The sequence below is a fragment of the Bradyrhizobium sp. 22 genome (assembly GCF_000482425.1).
Lineage (GTDB): Bacteria > Pseudomonadota > Alphaproteobacteria > Rhizobiales > Xanthobacteraceae > Bradyrhizobium > Bradyrhizobium japonicum_B.
On sequence record NZ_KI519399.1, the window covers coordinates 1,892,234 to 1,906,898 of the forward strand.

The 14,665-nt window shown below is 65.0% G+C and carries 12 protein-coding genes; 4 read left to right on the forward strand and 8 right to left on the reverse strand.

What is annotated here, in order from left to right:
- Positions 1-11: 11 nt before the first annotated feature.
- The 3 genes from K410_RS0110295 to K410_RS0110305 all read right to left on the reverse strand — a co-directional run bounded on the left by K410_RS0110295 (position 12) and on the right by K410_RS0110305 (position 3,853).
- Positions 12-1,349 carry a hypothetical protein gene (locus K410_RS0110295; protein WP_028134761.1) on the reverse strand — a complete coding sequence of 446 codons (1,338 nt, stop codon included), beginning with the start codon at positions 1,347-1,349 and terminating at the stop codon, positions 12-14.
- On the reverse strand, positions 1,349-2,527 hold the full coding sequence (locus K410_RS0110300) for a glycosyltransferase (protein WP_245269358.1): 1,179 nt from the start codon (positions 2,525-2,527) through the stop codon (positions 1,349-1,351). The genes K410_RS0110295 and K410_RS0110300 overlap by 1 nt, the downstream gene beginning before the upstream one ends.
- A 222-nt stretch (positions 2,528-2,749) precedes the next feature.
- Positions 2,750-3,853 carry a glycosyltransferase family 4 protein gene (locus K410_RS0110305; protein ID WP_028134763.1) on the reverse strand — a complete coding sequence of 368 codons (1,104 nt, stop codon included), beginning with the start codon at positions 3,851-3,853 and terminating at the stop codon, positions 2,750-2,752.
- Positions 3,854-4,018: 165 nt separating this feature from the next.
- Here K410_RS0110305 and K410_RS0110310 point away from each other — a divergent pair, with 165 nt between their 5' ends.
- Positions 4,019-4,894 carry an aldose 1-epimerase family protein gene (locus tag K410_RS0110310; protein WP_028134764.1) on the forward strand — a complete coding sequence of 292 codons (876 nt, stop codon included), beginning with the start codon at positions 4,019-4,021 and terminating at the stop codon, positions 4,892-4,894.
- A 6-nt stretch (positions 4,895-4,900) separates the two neighbouring features.
- Here K410_RS0110310 and K410_RS0110315 read toward each other — a convergent pair whose 3' ends face one another.
- Positions 4,901-5,749 carry an MBL fold metallo-hydrolase gene (locus K410_RS0110315; protein ID WP_028134765.1) on the reverse strand — a complete coding sequence of 283 codons (849 nt, stop codon included), beginning with the start codon at positions 5,747-5,749 and terminating at the stop codon, positions 4,901-4,903.
- 131 nt (positions 5,750-5,880) lie between these two features.
- The gene (locus tag K410_RS0110320) at positions 5,881-7,032 is read right to left on the reverse strand and encodes an acyltransferase family protein (protein WP_049820010.1); all 1,152 of its coding nucleotides are present in this window, start codon (positions 7,030-7,032) and stop codon (positions 5,881-5,883) included.
- Positions 7,033-7,459: 427 nt separating this feature from the next.
- Between K410_RS0110320 and K410_RS0110325 the strand changes: the two genes are divergently transcribed.
- Complete coding sequence (locus tag K410_RS0110325) at positions 7,460-8,191, forward strand: response regulator transcription factor (protein WP_283805920.1); 732 nt, start codon at positions 7,460-7,462, stop codon at positions 8,189-8,191.
- Between the two features lie 10 nt (positions 8,192-8,201).
- On the opposite strand, the gene K410_RS0110330 is transcribed toward K410_RS0110325, so the two are convergent.
- The 3 genes from K410_RS0110330 to K410_RS0110340 all read right to left on the reverse strand — a co-directional run bounded on the left by K410_RS0110330 (position 8,202) and on the right by K410_RS0110340 (position 11,518).
- The gene (locus K410_RS0110330; RefSeq protein ID WP_028134768.1) at positions 8,202-8,960 is read right to left on the reverse strand and encodes a transglycosylase SLT domain-containing protein; all 759 of its coding nucleotides are present in this window, start codon (positions 8,958-8,960) and stop codon (positions 8,202-8,204) included.
- A gap of 51 nt (positions 8,961-9,011) precedes the next feature.
- Entirely contained in the window at positions 9,012-10,148 is a 1,137-nt protein-coding gene (locus K410_RS0110335) for an alpha/beta hydrolase family protein (RefSeq protein WP_028134769.1), read from the reverse strand.
- A gap of 1,166 nt (positions 10,149-11,314) precedes the next feature.
- Entirely contained in the window at positions 11,315-11,518 is a 204-nt protein-coding gene (locus K410_RS0110340) for a hypothetical protein (RefSeq protein ID WP_155253332.1), read from the reverse strand.
- Between the two features lie 129 nt (positions 11,519-11,647).
- Here K410_RS0110340 and pgm point away from each other — a divergent pair, with 129 nt between their 5' ends.
- Positions 11,648-13,294: a phosphoglucomutase (alpha-D-glucose-1,6-bisphosphate-dependent) gene (gene pgm / locus K410_RS0110345; RefSeq protein ID WP_028134771.1), complete on the forward strand. Its 1,647-nt coding sequence runs from the start codon at positions 11,648-11,650 to the stop codon at positions 13,292-13,294.
- Between the two features lie 321 nt (positions 13,295-13,615).
- The gene (locus K410_RS0110350) at positions 13,616-14,665 is read left to right on the forward strand and encodes an aromatic ring-hydroxylating dioxygenase subunit alpha (RefSeq protein ID WP_028134772.1); all 1,050 of its coding nucleotides are present in this window, start codon (positions 13,616-13,618) and stop codon (positions 14,663-14,665) included.

A 14,665-nucleotide genomic window follows, 5' to 3' on the forward strand; every position in this document is an offset into this window, starting at 1 on the left:
GCAAATGGGCTCTACCGCGCCGGCCTGATCTCCAGGGCGGGAACGGCACTGTCATTGGCTGCAATCAGAACCGGTGTGCTCGAGACGGGGATCCAGACCCCGGACGCAGGCCTTGCCGCCTGGTCGCACGGCATCGCAAAGCTCGCCCCTTGCGGATCACCCTTGAGTCGGATTTCGTAACGTCGGTCCGGAGTCTCGGACCAGACCGCAATTCTGCCGCCCGAGGTCGTTGATGCATTGATCGACACGACGCCGCTGGCGAGCTCGCGACGTTCGGCACTCAGGCTGGAGCGAATGAAGGCCCAGGCGCCCTGCACCGCGCAGGCCACGGGCTTCGGCGAATTGTCGAAACGGTAGAGCCCGAAATTGTGCTCCAGGTCCGATGGATTCTGTCCGCTGTCCTTGAGCTCGTAGAGCCACATGCCCTTGAGCCAGCGCGCCGCGGTCGATGCCCACAGGATCAGCTGCGCACTATTGTCGGCCTGGGCCTGTTCGCTGACGCCGCATTTGTTGCTCGCCGTGGTCCAGCCCGTCTCGGTGACATAGATCGGGAAGTCGGGGTTTCCGCTGGCCTGGCCGACGAGGCGGTGAAACGCCGTCAGCCGGTCGATGATCTCGGCCGAGGTGCGCTTGCTCGGGCCCATGCAGAAATTGTAGAGATGAATCGAAGCGCCGTCGGCATATTGAAGGATGCCGGATCGCAGCATCTTCTCCGTCCATGTCCAGCCCGGATCGTCGCCGAGCGCACCGACCAGGAACGGCGCGTTCGGCGCAACGCGCTTGACCGCCGGCCGCGCGACTTGCGCGAGCGCCAGATAGTTCTCCGGCGAGAACGCGGCATCTTTCTTCGCCGCCAGGTTCCATTCGTTCCAGAGCTCGAACAGCGGCTGCTGCGGCAGGACCGATTGCGCCGCCGCCGCGGCATAATCGGCGAACCGCTGCCGCGCCTCGTCGGTGGTGGGCGGCGAGGAATTCGGCACCAGATGATGCCCGAACGCAAGGATCAGAAGGGGGCGCGCGACGCCAGACCTGACTTGCGATTCCAGCCTGCCGAGCCTGGGCGTGAACCCCATCCGGCGGCCCCCCGTCTCGAAATCGGACCAGGGAAAATCATCGCGGAAGGTGTTGAGGCCGAGCTGCTTGATCTGGGCGACGTTCTCCGCAGGCACGTATCCGCGCGCGCTCACCGGGCCGCCCAGGCCCTGATGCGTGCCGACCCCCAGCAGGAATCGGGCACCGAGCGGTTTCGCCTGCTGGGCGCAGACCGAGACCGGCAGAACAATGGATGCGATGAGGCTCGCGAGCCGGAGACCGTCGCGAACCAAGGTGCGTGGGACTAGCGGCGCCATCAGAAATTCTTGGAGAGATCCGATTGCAGTCCCGCCTTCGCCCCGACCGGTGTCTGGTCGTTCTGCAGCAGCTCGAGATAGACCTGCTGCAACTGCCCATGCGTCTTCTGAACGTCATACAGCTGCTTGAACCGGTCGTAGCCGCGCTGTCCCAACACCCTGAGATCGAAATCGAGGGCCCGCCGAAAGCCGTCCACGAGCGGTTGAACGCCGACAGGCTCGCAAAGCACGCCGGTGACGCCGTCGACCACGATCTCGGGCAAGGCTCCGCTGCGGAACGCCAGGATCGGTTTTGCCGCGCGCATCGCCTCCAGGGCAACGAGGCCGAAGGCTTCCCATCGTGACGGGATCACGACGAGATCGGCGGCCTCGAGCTGGGTCTCGATGGTCGGGCGGTCGAGCCAGCCCAGCAGGGTGACGTTGGACGGCACGCTCGGGCCTTCGTATTTGTTGACGACGGAGGCGCCGATCATGCGGATATCAATCACGTCTTCGAGCGTGCGCGCCGCCTCGATCAGGAGATCAAAGCCCTTCTGACGGTCGAGCCGTCCGATGAAGAGAACCTTGACCTTCTTGGAAGTCCAGTCCGCCGCGAGAGGCTGCGGCGAGCGCGTCTTCGAGATGCCGTTATGGACGATGGTGAGCCGGTCGGCAGGAATTCCGGCGCGGACGGCTTCGTTGAACTCGTCGCCGGAGATGCAGATGATCCGGTCCGACGTTCGTGCAAGGAGGTTCTCCGCCGCCTTCGTCACCGCGTGACTGAGGCGGCCCGTCTCCCGCGAAAACGCCCAGCCGTGCGGGCAATAGACGACGCGCGGTCCGTCCGAGCGGGCCGCGAGCGCGGGACGGAGCACGAGGCCCGCGAACGAGGAATGCAGGTGCACCACGTCCGGCTTGAAGGCGTCCAGCGCCTGCATGCTCGCGCGCAGCATCTGGAATAGTCCGGCGACGCTGCGGCCGGATCGCTCGAACGTCGTAATCTGGTTGTCATCGATCCCGGGGAGATCGCGACGATGATCCGAGGGCACGATGTAGTGCACGTTCTCGGCGCCGAAGCTTGCTTGCTGCTGCGGATGCAACTCGTTCAGATAGCTCGCAATCCCGCCGCGAATCGTCTCGGCGACGTGCAGCACTTTCATCGGTTGCCTTGCATAGGGCTGCGTCGGAGAGCCGGACATCGTGTATCCCTGTTCTGTGTTCGCGAGTGCGAAACACAGTTCCTCGAATACGTAGCGATAATGGGGCAGCGATGTGGTGATGTTGCGCCATGCGCATTGCGCGCGCGTTTGTCACGGCAACGCAAACATTTCGTGGAACAAGGCGAAGGCGCTCGCGTTGCAGCCAGTTGCAAACTGTTTGTGCGAAAACCGACGCGCGCAATAGGTGAAATGCATTGAACTTCAAGCAGCGCTGGCAACGCTCGCCGGTGGTGCGAGATGCTCGAGCAAAGACTTGGCCGATTTTTGCCACGAATAAAATGCGACGCGTTCCTGCTGTCGTCGTCGTTCCTGCTCCGAGATGGCGCCGGTTGCCAATCTTTCGAGCATGAGTTGCTTCAATGCTTCGGCATCGTTGGCGTCGAAATACGCAGCGGCGTCGCCGCACGTCTCGACGACCGCATCAGCCGTCGAGGCGATGACCGGGCAACCGAAGATCATGGCTTCGAGTGGCGGTACGCCGAAACCCTCGTAGAGCGAGGGAAACACGAATGCCGATGCATGCGCATAGAGCGCCGCAATCTCGCTGTCCGTCAGTCGTCCGGCCAGCAGCAGGCCGGAAACCCCCTCGCCCGAATTGTCCTGAAAGACCTTGCTGTTATCTCCTCCGACGATGACCAGCGGAACGTCGGCCCGATCGAGCAGCTGAACGGCGCGGATCGCCACGGAAAGATTCTTGTTCTTGGTCTTGGAGCCGACGAAGAGGAAGAACTTCTGCGGCTGAACGCCAAGCCTGGCGAGAATGCCGGGGTCGGGCGTCGTCGCCGCGAAGTGTTCGGCGCTGTTGGGAAACACTGGAATGCGCGATGCCGATAGATTCAGCACGTCGGCAAGCTCGCGGCGGGAGAAGCCCGACACCGTTGCGATGGCTGCGTGGCGCGCGAGCAGCCGGCCCATCGTGCGATGGGCGGTCAGATAGCGCCAGTTGAAGAAGTCCGGCCTGCGAAAGACCTGAGCGTCGTGGATCACGACAATGTGGTCGCGATGGAAGACGGGGCCGGAATTGGCCAGGCTGATCAGGCGGCCTCCTGCCGCGGCGCGCGCCAGATCGATCTGGTCCCAGGCATGACCACGCAAGCGGCCGACGGCGCGGATCTTGATTCGGTCGAGATCGAGGCCCTCGCTTGCATCCGCCGGCGTGAGCAATTGCCAATCCGCGTTCCGCAGCGAGGCCGCAGTGTGCTCGGAGGTCAAAAGCGCGTCGATCGCCTTGACCATTTCAGCGGCATAGCGCTGAACGCCGGTGATCTTTTGCGACAGAAAGCGCCCGTTGATGAAGAACTTCAATTGGCTACCATGGGGTTCATCGGCTTTCGGGTGGTGGACGAGCCCCACAGGAGCAATCGTTAGGTACGGAAATATGACGCTGCTCGCAGCCCAACGCCAAAACGCTCCGATGGCACCAAAGCGAGCTGCCTTGCTGCGTGTGGGGGCGCGGTGTAGATGTCGGCCATGAGTGACGATACCCATACGCTCCGCAGCGGCCGACTTGCCAGCACCATCAAGGCGTATGGGGCCGAGCTGTGCTCGTTGACGGACGGCGCCACCGAGTTCGTCTGGCAGGCGGGACCGGAATGGCAACGCCATGCGCCATTGCTGTTTCCGATCGTCGGGCGCCTCGCCAATGACGAATTGCGGCATCGGGGCAAGACCTACCGGATGACCCAGCACGGCTTTGCGCGCGACAGCCGCTTTGCATGGACGGAGCGCGGCGAGCAAAGCTGCACGCTGGTGCTCGAGGACAGCGAGGCGACGCGTGCGCTCTATCCGTTCGCGTTCCGGCTGACCGCAACCTATACGCTCGACAGCGCCGGTCTCGATCTGACGCTCGTGATCGCCAACCCCGGCAAGGAGACATTGCCGGCTTCGATCGGCGGTCATCCCGCGTTCAACTGGCCGCTCCAGCCAGGACTTGCCAAGGAGAGCTATTCGCTGACCTTTGCGAACGCGGAATCGTCTCCCGTCCGTCGCCTCGATGGCGGATTGCTGCGCGTGGCAACGGAGCCGAACCCGGCCAAAGGCGCGGTGCTCCCCTTGTCCGAATCCCTGTTCACCGACGACGCCGTCATTTTCGACATGATCGCGAGCGACGCGGTCCGTTATGCCGCGCCCACCGGCCCCTGGCTCAAAATGTCATGGCGCGGCTTTCGCGAGCTCGGCGTCTGGTCGAAACCATCTGGCGCGCCATTCCTCTGCATCGAGCCCTGGCGCGGTTATGCCAGTCCAGCCGGATTCGACGGCGAGTTCAGCGACAAGCCCGGCCTGATGCACATCGCAGCAGGCGCCGAAGAGAGCTTGTCGTTCCGGATCGAGGTCGGATCGAGCTGAGGGCGCTCAGACCTCGATCCGCGTGAGATCCTCGCCGAGCACGACAGGACCCGAATAATCCTGTCGCACGTCCGCGAGCAGCGCGTTCAGCATGACATCGTTGGTGCGCGGCCGGTGATGGGTCAGCGCGAGCTTCTTGACGCCGGCCTTGGCCGCGACCTTGCCGACGGTATCGCCGCAGGCGATCGTGAACTTCGCAAGGCGGCGCAGGTGCTCGTTGTTGATCTCCGGCGTTGCGAGGAAGCAGCACTGCACGAGCAGGTCGGCGCCCTCGGCCAGCCGCTCCAGCCCGGGGCAGGGGACGGTGTCGCCGGAAATTGCAATGACCTTGCCCTCCGCCTCGAAGCGGTAGCCGAGACACATCCATCGCGCCAGGAAGGCCGGCTGCATGTCGAGACCATCGCCATGCGAGACCAGCTCGGCGCTGATCTTCCAGCGTCCGGTGTCGAGAACGGGACCCGGTATGATGTCCGTCGCGACGACGGGTTTCCAGCCGCCAAGGGTCGGCTCGCCCTGATCCCGCCAGGCGATGTCCTTGTCGTAGACCTGCGTGACCAGCGTGTTGACGAGCCGCTCGGTATCCGGCGGCCCATAGACCCGCAACGCGTCCTTGCGTCCGTGCATCCATGAATTCAGCATCACGTCGTAGAGGTCGCCGATGTGGTCGAAGTGATGGTGCGTGAGAAAGACCGTGTTGACCGCGCCGAGTGGAACGCCGGCCTTGCTGAGCTGCAGCACGACGCCGCGGCCGGCATCGAACAGGATATTCTCGTCACCGAGCCTGATCAGCGTGGTCGTTGCCATGCGGCGCGGGTCCGGCCGCGGGCCGCCGGTGCCGAGCAGTATGACCTCCATGGTGCCCACTCCAGCGTGAAGATGCTTCACAGTAGATACGAAGCCGGCCATGAAGCAAGCCGCGTAGGGGCGCGATCTCGCCTGCAAAATCCCCATAAGCGATAGCCCAGGGGTGGTGGGGAAGGGGGCGCTCAGCGCGTGCTGGCGGCGATGGCCGGCCGGAGGCTTGACCGGTACAGTCCCATCGTCGTCAGGCGATGCGCCAGGTCCTGCGCGCGCCGTTCGACCAGATGCCATGTCGCGCGTGCCACGAGATAGCTCAGCGCGGCGGTGACGACATAGGCGATGAGCAGCGAGACCAGCCCGTCCGCGAGCGGCCAGATCTGACGCAGGCCGTAGATCACCGCGAAGTGCGACAGGTACATCGAATAGGAGTTGCGGCCGAGCGCTTCGAGCGGCTGGAAGCGGATGGCAAGCTTGATGCAACCCGTCACCAGCACGCCGAGCACGAGATTGATCATGAGATAGTTGAACTCATGCGAGCCGGTGGCGCGGTCGGCGACGAAGGACAGCGCGATGAAGACGGCGAAGATCGCGGCGTCGGATCTGGTGAAGCCGTCGCGCAGCGAGAAGAACAGCGCGCATCCGATCAGGAACACCGGAAGCTGGTTCAGGAAGCTGAGATGCAGCGTGGTCCAGACGAACCCCTCGTGGCCGGGACCGTAATAGGCCGAGAACAGCGCGAAGGCCCACGGTTTGAACAGGCAGACATTGACGAGATGCAGCACGATCGCCAGCGCGAGATAAAGACGACGGCGCGACCCGAACGCGGTGATCAGAAGCGGGAAGACCAGATAGAAGGTCATCTCCGCCGCGATCGACCAGTCGCCGGGCACCACGCTGTTGACGCTGTCCGGCCAGAAGCCGTGCAGGAACGTCGCGGTCAGGATTACCTGAACCGGTCCGATGCCGCCGGGCGCGTTGTCGCTCGGTCCGGTGCCGTTGATGGCCAGGTAGATCGGGATCGCGAGCCAGAACAAAGGCGCGATGCGAAGGAAGCGTCGGATGTAGAACTTGCGGGTCGGATTGGCCTCGCCGCTGCGCTGCGTCCACATCAGGCACATCGTCATGGCACTGACGAAGTAGAACACGTTGACGCCGGTCCAGCCGCACATGAAAGCGTAATCGACGGCGCGGATGTTCGACGGAAATGCCTGCGAGACGTGGATCGCCATCACGCCGGCGATGGCGAGGCCGCGTAGCAGGTCGAGCGTGTGCGAACGGGCGAATGGCCGGGTGCCGAGTTCGGTTCGGCCGGCAGCCAATCGGGTCTGCTCCTGCATCACGCCTGCTCCGTGGTTCTCATTGTGCAGGCCGGACCATAGAGGGGCAGGCTGGCTTTCCGAAGCCGAAGGCATTCTTTACGTTAACCTGCGGTCGGGTCCTGCGGCGAAAGTGCGGGATCGGCCGCCACGGGCCAGGCACCGCCTATGCACTCTTGATGCGCTGAATGGGAATTGTGGGCCAGTTCATACTTAATGCGTCAAGACCATGACCAATATTGTTTGCGCGCCGTAACGCGCCTAATATTGCGGCGGCTAGTTTCGGGGGCTCGAACAGGTCGTGAATGTCCGTTCACATGACAGCGCGTTGCGCGGCGGCTTGAATCTCCAAGGCGGGCCGCAGGCCATCCAAGGCGGGCCGCAGGCCATTCAAGGCGGGCCACAGGTCATCAAAGGCGGGCCGCAGGCAGACAGGACACCCAAGACCGTGGTTGATTCCGCAATTCGGGAATTGCGCCCCGCCGGCCGCGAGCGGTTGATCGTCGTCGAGGATGATCCGGTGACGCGGACCATGCTGGTCGGCTATTTCAGCGACAACAATTTCGACGTGGTCGGGGCCGGCTCTTGCGCGGAATGCCGCCAGGCGCTGCGCGGGCGCACCGATCTCATCTTCCTCGACGTGCAGCTGCCCGACGGCGACGGCTTCGAGCTCGCCAAGGAGATCCAGGCGACCAGCAACGCCGGCATCATCTTCGTGACGCGCCGCGACACCGACGTCGATCGTATCCTTGGTCTCGAGATCGCCGGCGACCATTACGTCACCAAGCCGATCAATCTGCGCGATCTGCTCGCGCGCGCCCGCAGCGTGCTGCGGCGGCGCTCGCTCGACCGCAAGGCGGCGCGCAGCCACAATTCGATCGCCTTCGGCGACTGGATCATCGACCTGACCCGGCGCGAATTGCTCGGCAGCGGCGGCAAGCCGGTGTCGCTGACCCGCGCGGAATTCGACCTGCTCGCGGCGCTGGTCGGCGCCGACGGACGGCCGCTCAGCCGCGACTATCTGATCGAGGTCGTCAGCAACCGCCAAGCCGAGGTCGATATCCGCACGGTCGACGCGCTGGTGGCGCGGCTGCGCCGCAAGCTGGTCGGCAGCGGTACGCCCGTGATCGCGACCGTCACCGGCGTCGGCTACAAGCTCGCGCTCAGCGAGCGGTTGTAGGGTATCGTCTTCAACGCGCCGCGACGCGCTTCCACTTTGCCTCGATGCGAGCCTTGATCTTGCTGACCTTGGCCTCGTGGGCCGCCCAATAGGCGCGACTGGCGGCTGCCGTGCCTTGACGATACCGGGCATAGACGGCTTTGGGCTGCACCGGCATTTTCGGGCGGCTCGCCGGCTTTGCAGGCGCCGCAGCCGCAGCTGCGATCGGGGGCGCCGGATCCGGAACAGCCGTCGCTTCGGCACCGGCCAAGGCCGAATTCATGGCGGCCAGGCGGTTGCGGGCCCGGTTGCAATAGACCCGCGACCGCGGCGTCATCGCTTCCTCGCCATGGCCTGCCCGGTATTTCATGAGGGCGCGGCAGATCTCCCCGCCGGCCAGAAGCCAGGCCTGGCTGAGATAAAGCACCCCGTAATGGATGTTGATGTCGGGTTCGGCAAGTTCCGCCTCGCTGCCCCGGAAGCCCAGCATGGCGGCCGTGTCGGGCCGCACCTGCATCAGGCCGATCTCGCCGGCGCTGCCGATCACGGCCGAATTGTAGCCGCTTTCGACGAAGACGACGGCTTCGGCAATGTCGGCCGGCAAATTGGTGCTCGCGGTTTCTCTCTCGATGATCTTCCGGATCAGGGCCCGGGATGACGGCGTTTCGCCTGCGCCGAGCTCCGTGTTGCCGTCTGCGGCGTGCGCGCAGAGCGGGGCCGACAGCAGCAGGACGACCGCCACGGTTCGCCACGCCGCGCAAAGATGTAAGCCTGCCCGATCCCACCGCATCGCTCCGTCATAGAGCGCCGGAGTTAACAAACCGGCTCCCGCGCCCGTCGGCTAGCGCGCGCGGGCGCTCTGATCGGTGGCGGGCGCTTGCGACGGGCCGGCCAGGCGGTCGTCGATCGCATAGAGCGTGCAGGTAGGCGACCATTTCAGGCAGGCGGCCAGCGAGTCGCGCTGGGCCTCGCCGGCCGTGCTGCGCCCCGCGCGCCAGCCGTAGCCGCCGTTCGGCGACACCGCGAAAGCCTTGTGCGGCAGCATGCTGGCGAGATAGCGCGCGAACTCGGCCCGCGCGGCCTCGTCGAGCTGGCGCGGCGGCGGCAGGGAATCGGGCGGGCTCAGGATGTCGCGATTGAGGAGGCCGCGCTGGCGCAGGAAGGCGTCGACATAGGGCGTCCATTGCGGACGGCCCGCGACCGAATAGAGATAGTGGCCTTCGTCGCCGTAGGCCGGCGCCGCGATGAAGGTCGCGTTGCCGCCGCCGGCGCGAAACCCGTCATGGAGCCGGCGCGCGAGCTCGGGGCCGAAGTAGGAATCGTTCGCCGCATAGACCCAAAGCGTCGGCACACGCGAGGACTTGCCGAAAGCCGTGAAGGCCTGCACCAGCCCGCTCGGATTGCAGACGTCGTCGTCGTCGCGCGAGCCGCGGCCGCCGGCGAAGTTGATCGCGGCGACGAGACCGGGCGGGGCCTGCGCGGTGAGCGCGATCGTCGCCAGCCCGCCGGCGGAATGGCCGGCGGCGATCATCCCCGACGTCGTCACGTCGGCCCGGCGCGCCATCGCATCGATCGCGGCGCGCAGATCGGCAACCGCGACCGCGGCTGCGGGCAAATAAGCGGCTTTCGCGCAGCCGCCGACGCTGTCGATGCGTCCGCCGGGCGAGGTGCCGTAGCCGCGCCGCATCACGACCAGCGCGGCAAAGCCGCGCCGGGCATATTCCAGCGCGATGCCGTAATATCTGTGGGCCGACATCGTCGCGCGGTCCTCGAAGCTGCGCGGCGAGCCGTGGCTCAGCAGCGCCAGCGGATAGCGCTTCGCTCCCGCCGGGCGGACCAGAAAGGCCTCGAGCCCCTGCGACCCCGCCTGCGCCATCGGAATGCGCAGGTCCTCTATGTAGAATTCGGCGGCGCGCACCGGTGTCGCCGCCGCGACGAGGCCGGCGATCAGCAGAAGCAGCTTGCGCGTAAGAGCCATGGGACGATTCGACCGGCCTCGATGGCGGCAAGCATAACATGATCTCCTTACGCGAGCGTGAGCCCGCAGCCAACCACGGTGATCCCCAGGGAATGAGGGCGGGGCAATCGCGTGGCAGCGATCTCGCCCGTGGCCATCCTTCGAGACGCCCGCCGTTGGCGGGCCTCAGGATGAGGATGCGGGTGCGCGGCACCAGTTTCAACGAGCACCAATGCTGCTTAGCCTCATCCTGAGTTCCCAGCGCCGAAGCGGACGCTGCACACAGGACCATGAACCACCAGTCAGACGTCGTCTGACAGGTGGTTCATGGAGAGGAGCTTGTAGCAAGCGTCTCGAAGGACGAGGCGCGCGCTCAGGTCTCGCAGGGCGCCACATGCGATGGCCTGTGTCGCCCTCTGTCAACCCATTCCCGCAAAAATATTCCACTTTACCGAAATTCGGAAACGGCGTATGTGTCGCCCATCCCGGCTCAACCAGGAGGGGCGATCTCGAGGTCGTCTTGATCGCGAGCCGGGCTTGCGGTGGACGCGGCAGCGTCGGCACGAGATGGGACGGGCAGGGCGGGTAGTCCCTGTGAGCCCGAACCCCGCGTGTGACGAACGGCGCTGCTAGGCTTCGTCTCGCCTGTAAGTTTCCGGCTTCGTCGACAGGGCTGGAAATACTGCGGCGAAAGGGCGGGCCGTGCGTACGGCAAAATCGTGTGGTCCTGGCCGTCGTTGCTACGGTCAAGCCGGATCGAAGATGTGCGCGAGCCCAACCGGGTGGACGGCATCGTCAATTCGACCGGCGAGGGAGGCCAGAAGGACATTCGGCTCCCGGGAGAGCGCGGCATAAGCCGTCCGACCATCGCGCAGGGAAGGCCGAGTGATCGGCACCACCTGTATGCTGCTGTGCGGTTCTTCTGCGTGTGCATTTTGCGCAGCAGACCGCGGGTGCGTTGTCGGCACCCGGCCTTCCCTGTGCCCTCTTGGATTTGAGGGTGGAGACGCAAGCAAAGCTCGGGCGAAAACAAGCCGCGAGGCTGCGAAGGCGTGTCTATGAGTCAAACTGCGTGTCACAAGCTCGATCTCGTAGAGTGGGCAAAGGCGCTCTTGCGCCGTGCCCACGATCTCTCTCGACCGCGAAAGATACCTGGGCACGCTCCGTTTTTGCCCACCCCTACGGCACTAGCGCCTGGTGGATGCGCCGAAGCTGTCCGTGGTGTCGCTACGGAGCTCCCGCTCGAACCGGCGCCTTACCTTGGCGAGGTCATGATCCACGGCTGCGTTGCGCAGCGTCGGGTTGAGTTCGACGCCCGTTCGCTCGACGTATCTGGGAGACGATAGCGCCAAGGAACTGGCGAGCAGCACGGCCGTTGCGAGAATGGTCATGTCCCAATTCATGGACCCAAATGCGGCCATTTGTTGCCGGCGTCGGCCGATGGCTTTTGAGTTGGCGTGTGCAAGCCCAATGCTATGGTGCGGCAGGGCCTCAATTTTGACAACGACGAGGATATTCCAGTGGCTGATGTTCATCCCGCGGCGGGCAAGCAGGCTTCGCCGGACGCGCTCACCAATATTCCGCGGCTGGTGACGGCCTATTTCGCCGGCAAGCCCGATGTCGCGGATCCCGCGCAGCGCGTGGCGTTCGGCACCTCCGGCCATCGCGGCACCTCGTTCAAGAACACGTTCAACGAAGGCCATATCCTCGCGACCACGCAGGCGATCTGCGACTATCGAAAGGAAAAGGGCCTGACCGGACCGCTCTTCATCGGCATCGACACCCACGCCCTGGCCGAGCCGGCGCTGGTCAGCGCCGTCGAGGTGTTCGCCGCCAATGGCGTCGACGTCATGATCGACAAGGACGGCGGCTACACGCCGACGCCGGTGGTCTCGCGCGCGATCCTCGCCTACAACAAGGGCCGCACCGGCGGCTTGGCCGACGGCGTCGTCATCACGCCCTCGCACAACCCGCCGGACGATGGCGGCTACAAATACAATCCGCCGCATGGCGGCCCGGCCGACACCGATGTCACGGGCGTGGTCGAGAAGCGCGCCAATGCCTACCTCGCCGACGCTCTCAAGGGCGTCAAGCGCATGGACTACGCCAAGGCGCTGAAATCATCGACCGTCCACCCGACCGACTTCGTCACACCCTATGTCGCCGATCTCGGCGAGGTCGTCGATCTCGAGCTCGTCAAATCCGCCGGCATCAACATCGGCATCGACCCGCTCGGCGGCGCCGCCGTGCACTATTGGCATCCGATCATCGAGCGCTACGGCCTGAAGGCCACCGTGGTGAACGAGGCGATCGATCCGACCTTCCGCTTCATGACGGTGGATTGGGACGGCAAGATCCGCATGGACTGCTCCTCGCCCTACGCGATGGCGAGCCTGATCGGCATGCGCGACCACTTCGACGTCGCCTTTGCCAACGACACCGATGCCGACCGCCACGGCATCGTGACGCGATCCGGCGGCCTGATGAATCCAAACCATTATCTCGCGACCGCGATCTCCTATTTGTTCGCGCACCGTCCGAACTGGGGCAAGGACGCCGCGGTCGGCAAGACCGTGGTGTCGAGCTCGATCATCGACCGCGTCGCCAAGAAGCTCGGCCGCAAGCTGGTCGAGACGCCGGTCGGCTTCAAATGGTTCGTCGACGGCCTGCTCACCGGCGGCTTCGGCTTCGGCGGAGAAGAGAGTGCGGGGGCCTCGTTCCTGCGCCGCGACGGCGGGGTCTGGACCACCGACAAGGACGGCATCATCCTCGGCCTGCTCGCCGCCGAGATCATGGCCAGGACCGGCCGCGATCCGAGCCAGCTGTTTGGCGATCTCACCGCCGAGTTCGGCATGCCGCATTACGCCCGCATCGACGTCGCCGCGACCGGTCCGCAGAAGACCATCCTGAAGTCCGTCACGCCCGAACAGCTCGGTCTCAAAAGCCTCGCCGGCGATCCGGTCCGCGCGACGCTGAGCAAGGCGCCCGGCAACGGCCAGCCCTTCGGCGGCATCAAGGTCGAGACCGATTTCGGCTGGTTCGCGGCAAGGCCCTCGGGGACAGAGGACGTCTACAAGATCTACGCCGAGAGCTTCCGCAGCACCGTACACCTGAAGCGGATTCAGGAAGAGGCGCAGGCGGGTCTGGCGAGGGTGTTCGCGGCGTAAGTTGTTCCGAGAGGTGCCGCTCTCTTACCCTCCCCTGGAGGGGGAGGGTCGATCGCGCGTAAGCGCGAGCGGGGTGGGGTGATCTTTCCTCTTGGGCAGTACCCGTGTGGAGAGATCACCCCACCCCGCTCCACATTTCGCTTTGCTTCATGCAAGCGACCCTCCTCCCTTCCCAGGGGAGGGGCAAGGCGCGTCTTGGGCAGACGTGTATACATCGACGGTGTTAATGGTATTTTTATACTCTCAAATTAGCCTTGAACGCTTCCGTCTCTCTGCTACTGTATACATAACGCATACATAAGCCCCGTGGGAGTGAGACCGATGACAAAGCCCTTCCCGATGAACGCCTGGTACGCCGCCGCCTGGGATGCCGAGGTGAAGCCGGCGCTGCTGCCGCGGACGATCTGCGGCAAGCATGTCGTGATGTATCGCAAGGCCGACGGCTCGGTCGCCGCGCTGGAGGACGCCTGCTGGCATCGCCTGGTGCCGCTGTCCAAGGGCCGGCTCGAAGGCGACACCGTCGTCTGCGGCTATCACGGCCTGAAATTCAACGCGCAGGGCCGCTGCACCTTCATGCCGTCGCAGGAGACCATCAATCCGTCGGCTTGCGTGCGCTCCTATCCCGTGGTCGAGCGCCACCGCTACATCTGGCTCTGGATGGGCGATCCCGCGCTGGCCGATCCCGCGCTCGTCCCCGACCTGCACTGGAATCACGATCCGGCCTGGGCCGGCGACGGCAAGACCATCCACGTCAAATGCGACTATCGCCTTGTGCTCGACAATCTCATGGATCTCACCCACGAGACCTTCGTGCACGGCTCCTCGATCGGCAACGAAGCGGTCGCCGAGGCGCCGTTCGACGTCACCCACGGCGAGAAGACCGTCACGGTGACGCGCTGGATGCGGAACATCGAGCCGCCGCCGTTCTGGGCCAAGCAGCTCGGCAAGCCCGGCCTCGTCGACCGCTGGCAGATCATCCGTTTCGAGGCGCCGTGCACCATCGCGATCGATGTCGGCGTGGCGCCCGCCGGCACCGGCGCGCCGGAAGGCGACCGCTCGCAGGGCGTCAACGGCTTCGTGCTCAACACCGTCACGCCGGAGACCGAGAAGACCTGCCACTACTTCTGGGCCTTCGTGCGCAACTACCAGCTCGGTGAGCAGCGCATCACGTCCGAGATCCGCGAGGGCGTCTCCGGCATCTTCCGCGAGGACGAATTGATCCTCGAAGCCCAGCAGCGCGCCATGGACGAGAACCCGGACCGCATCTTCTACAACCTCAACATCGACGCCGGCGCGATGTGGTCGCGCAAGCTGATCGACAAGATGGTGGCGAAGGAAAGCGCGCCGCAGCGCCTTCAGGCCGCGGAGTAG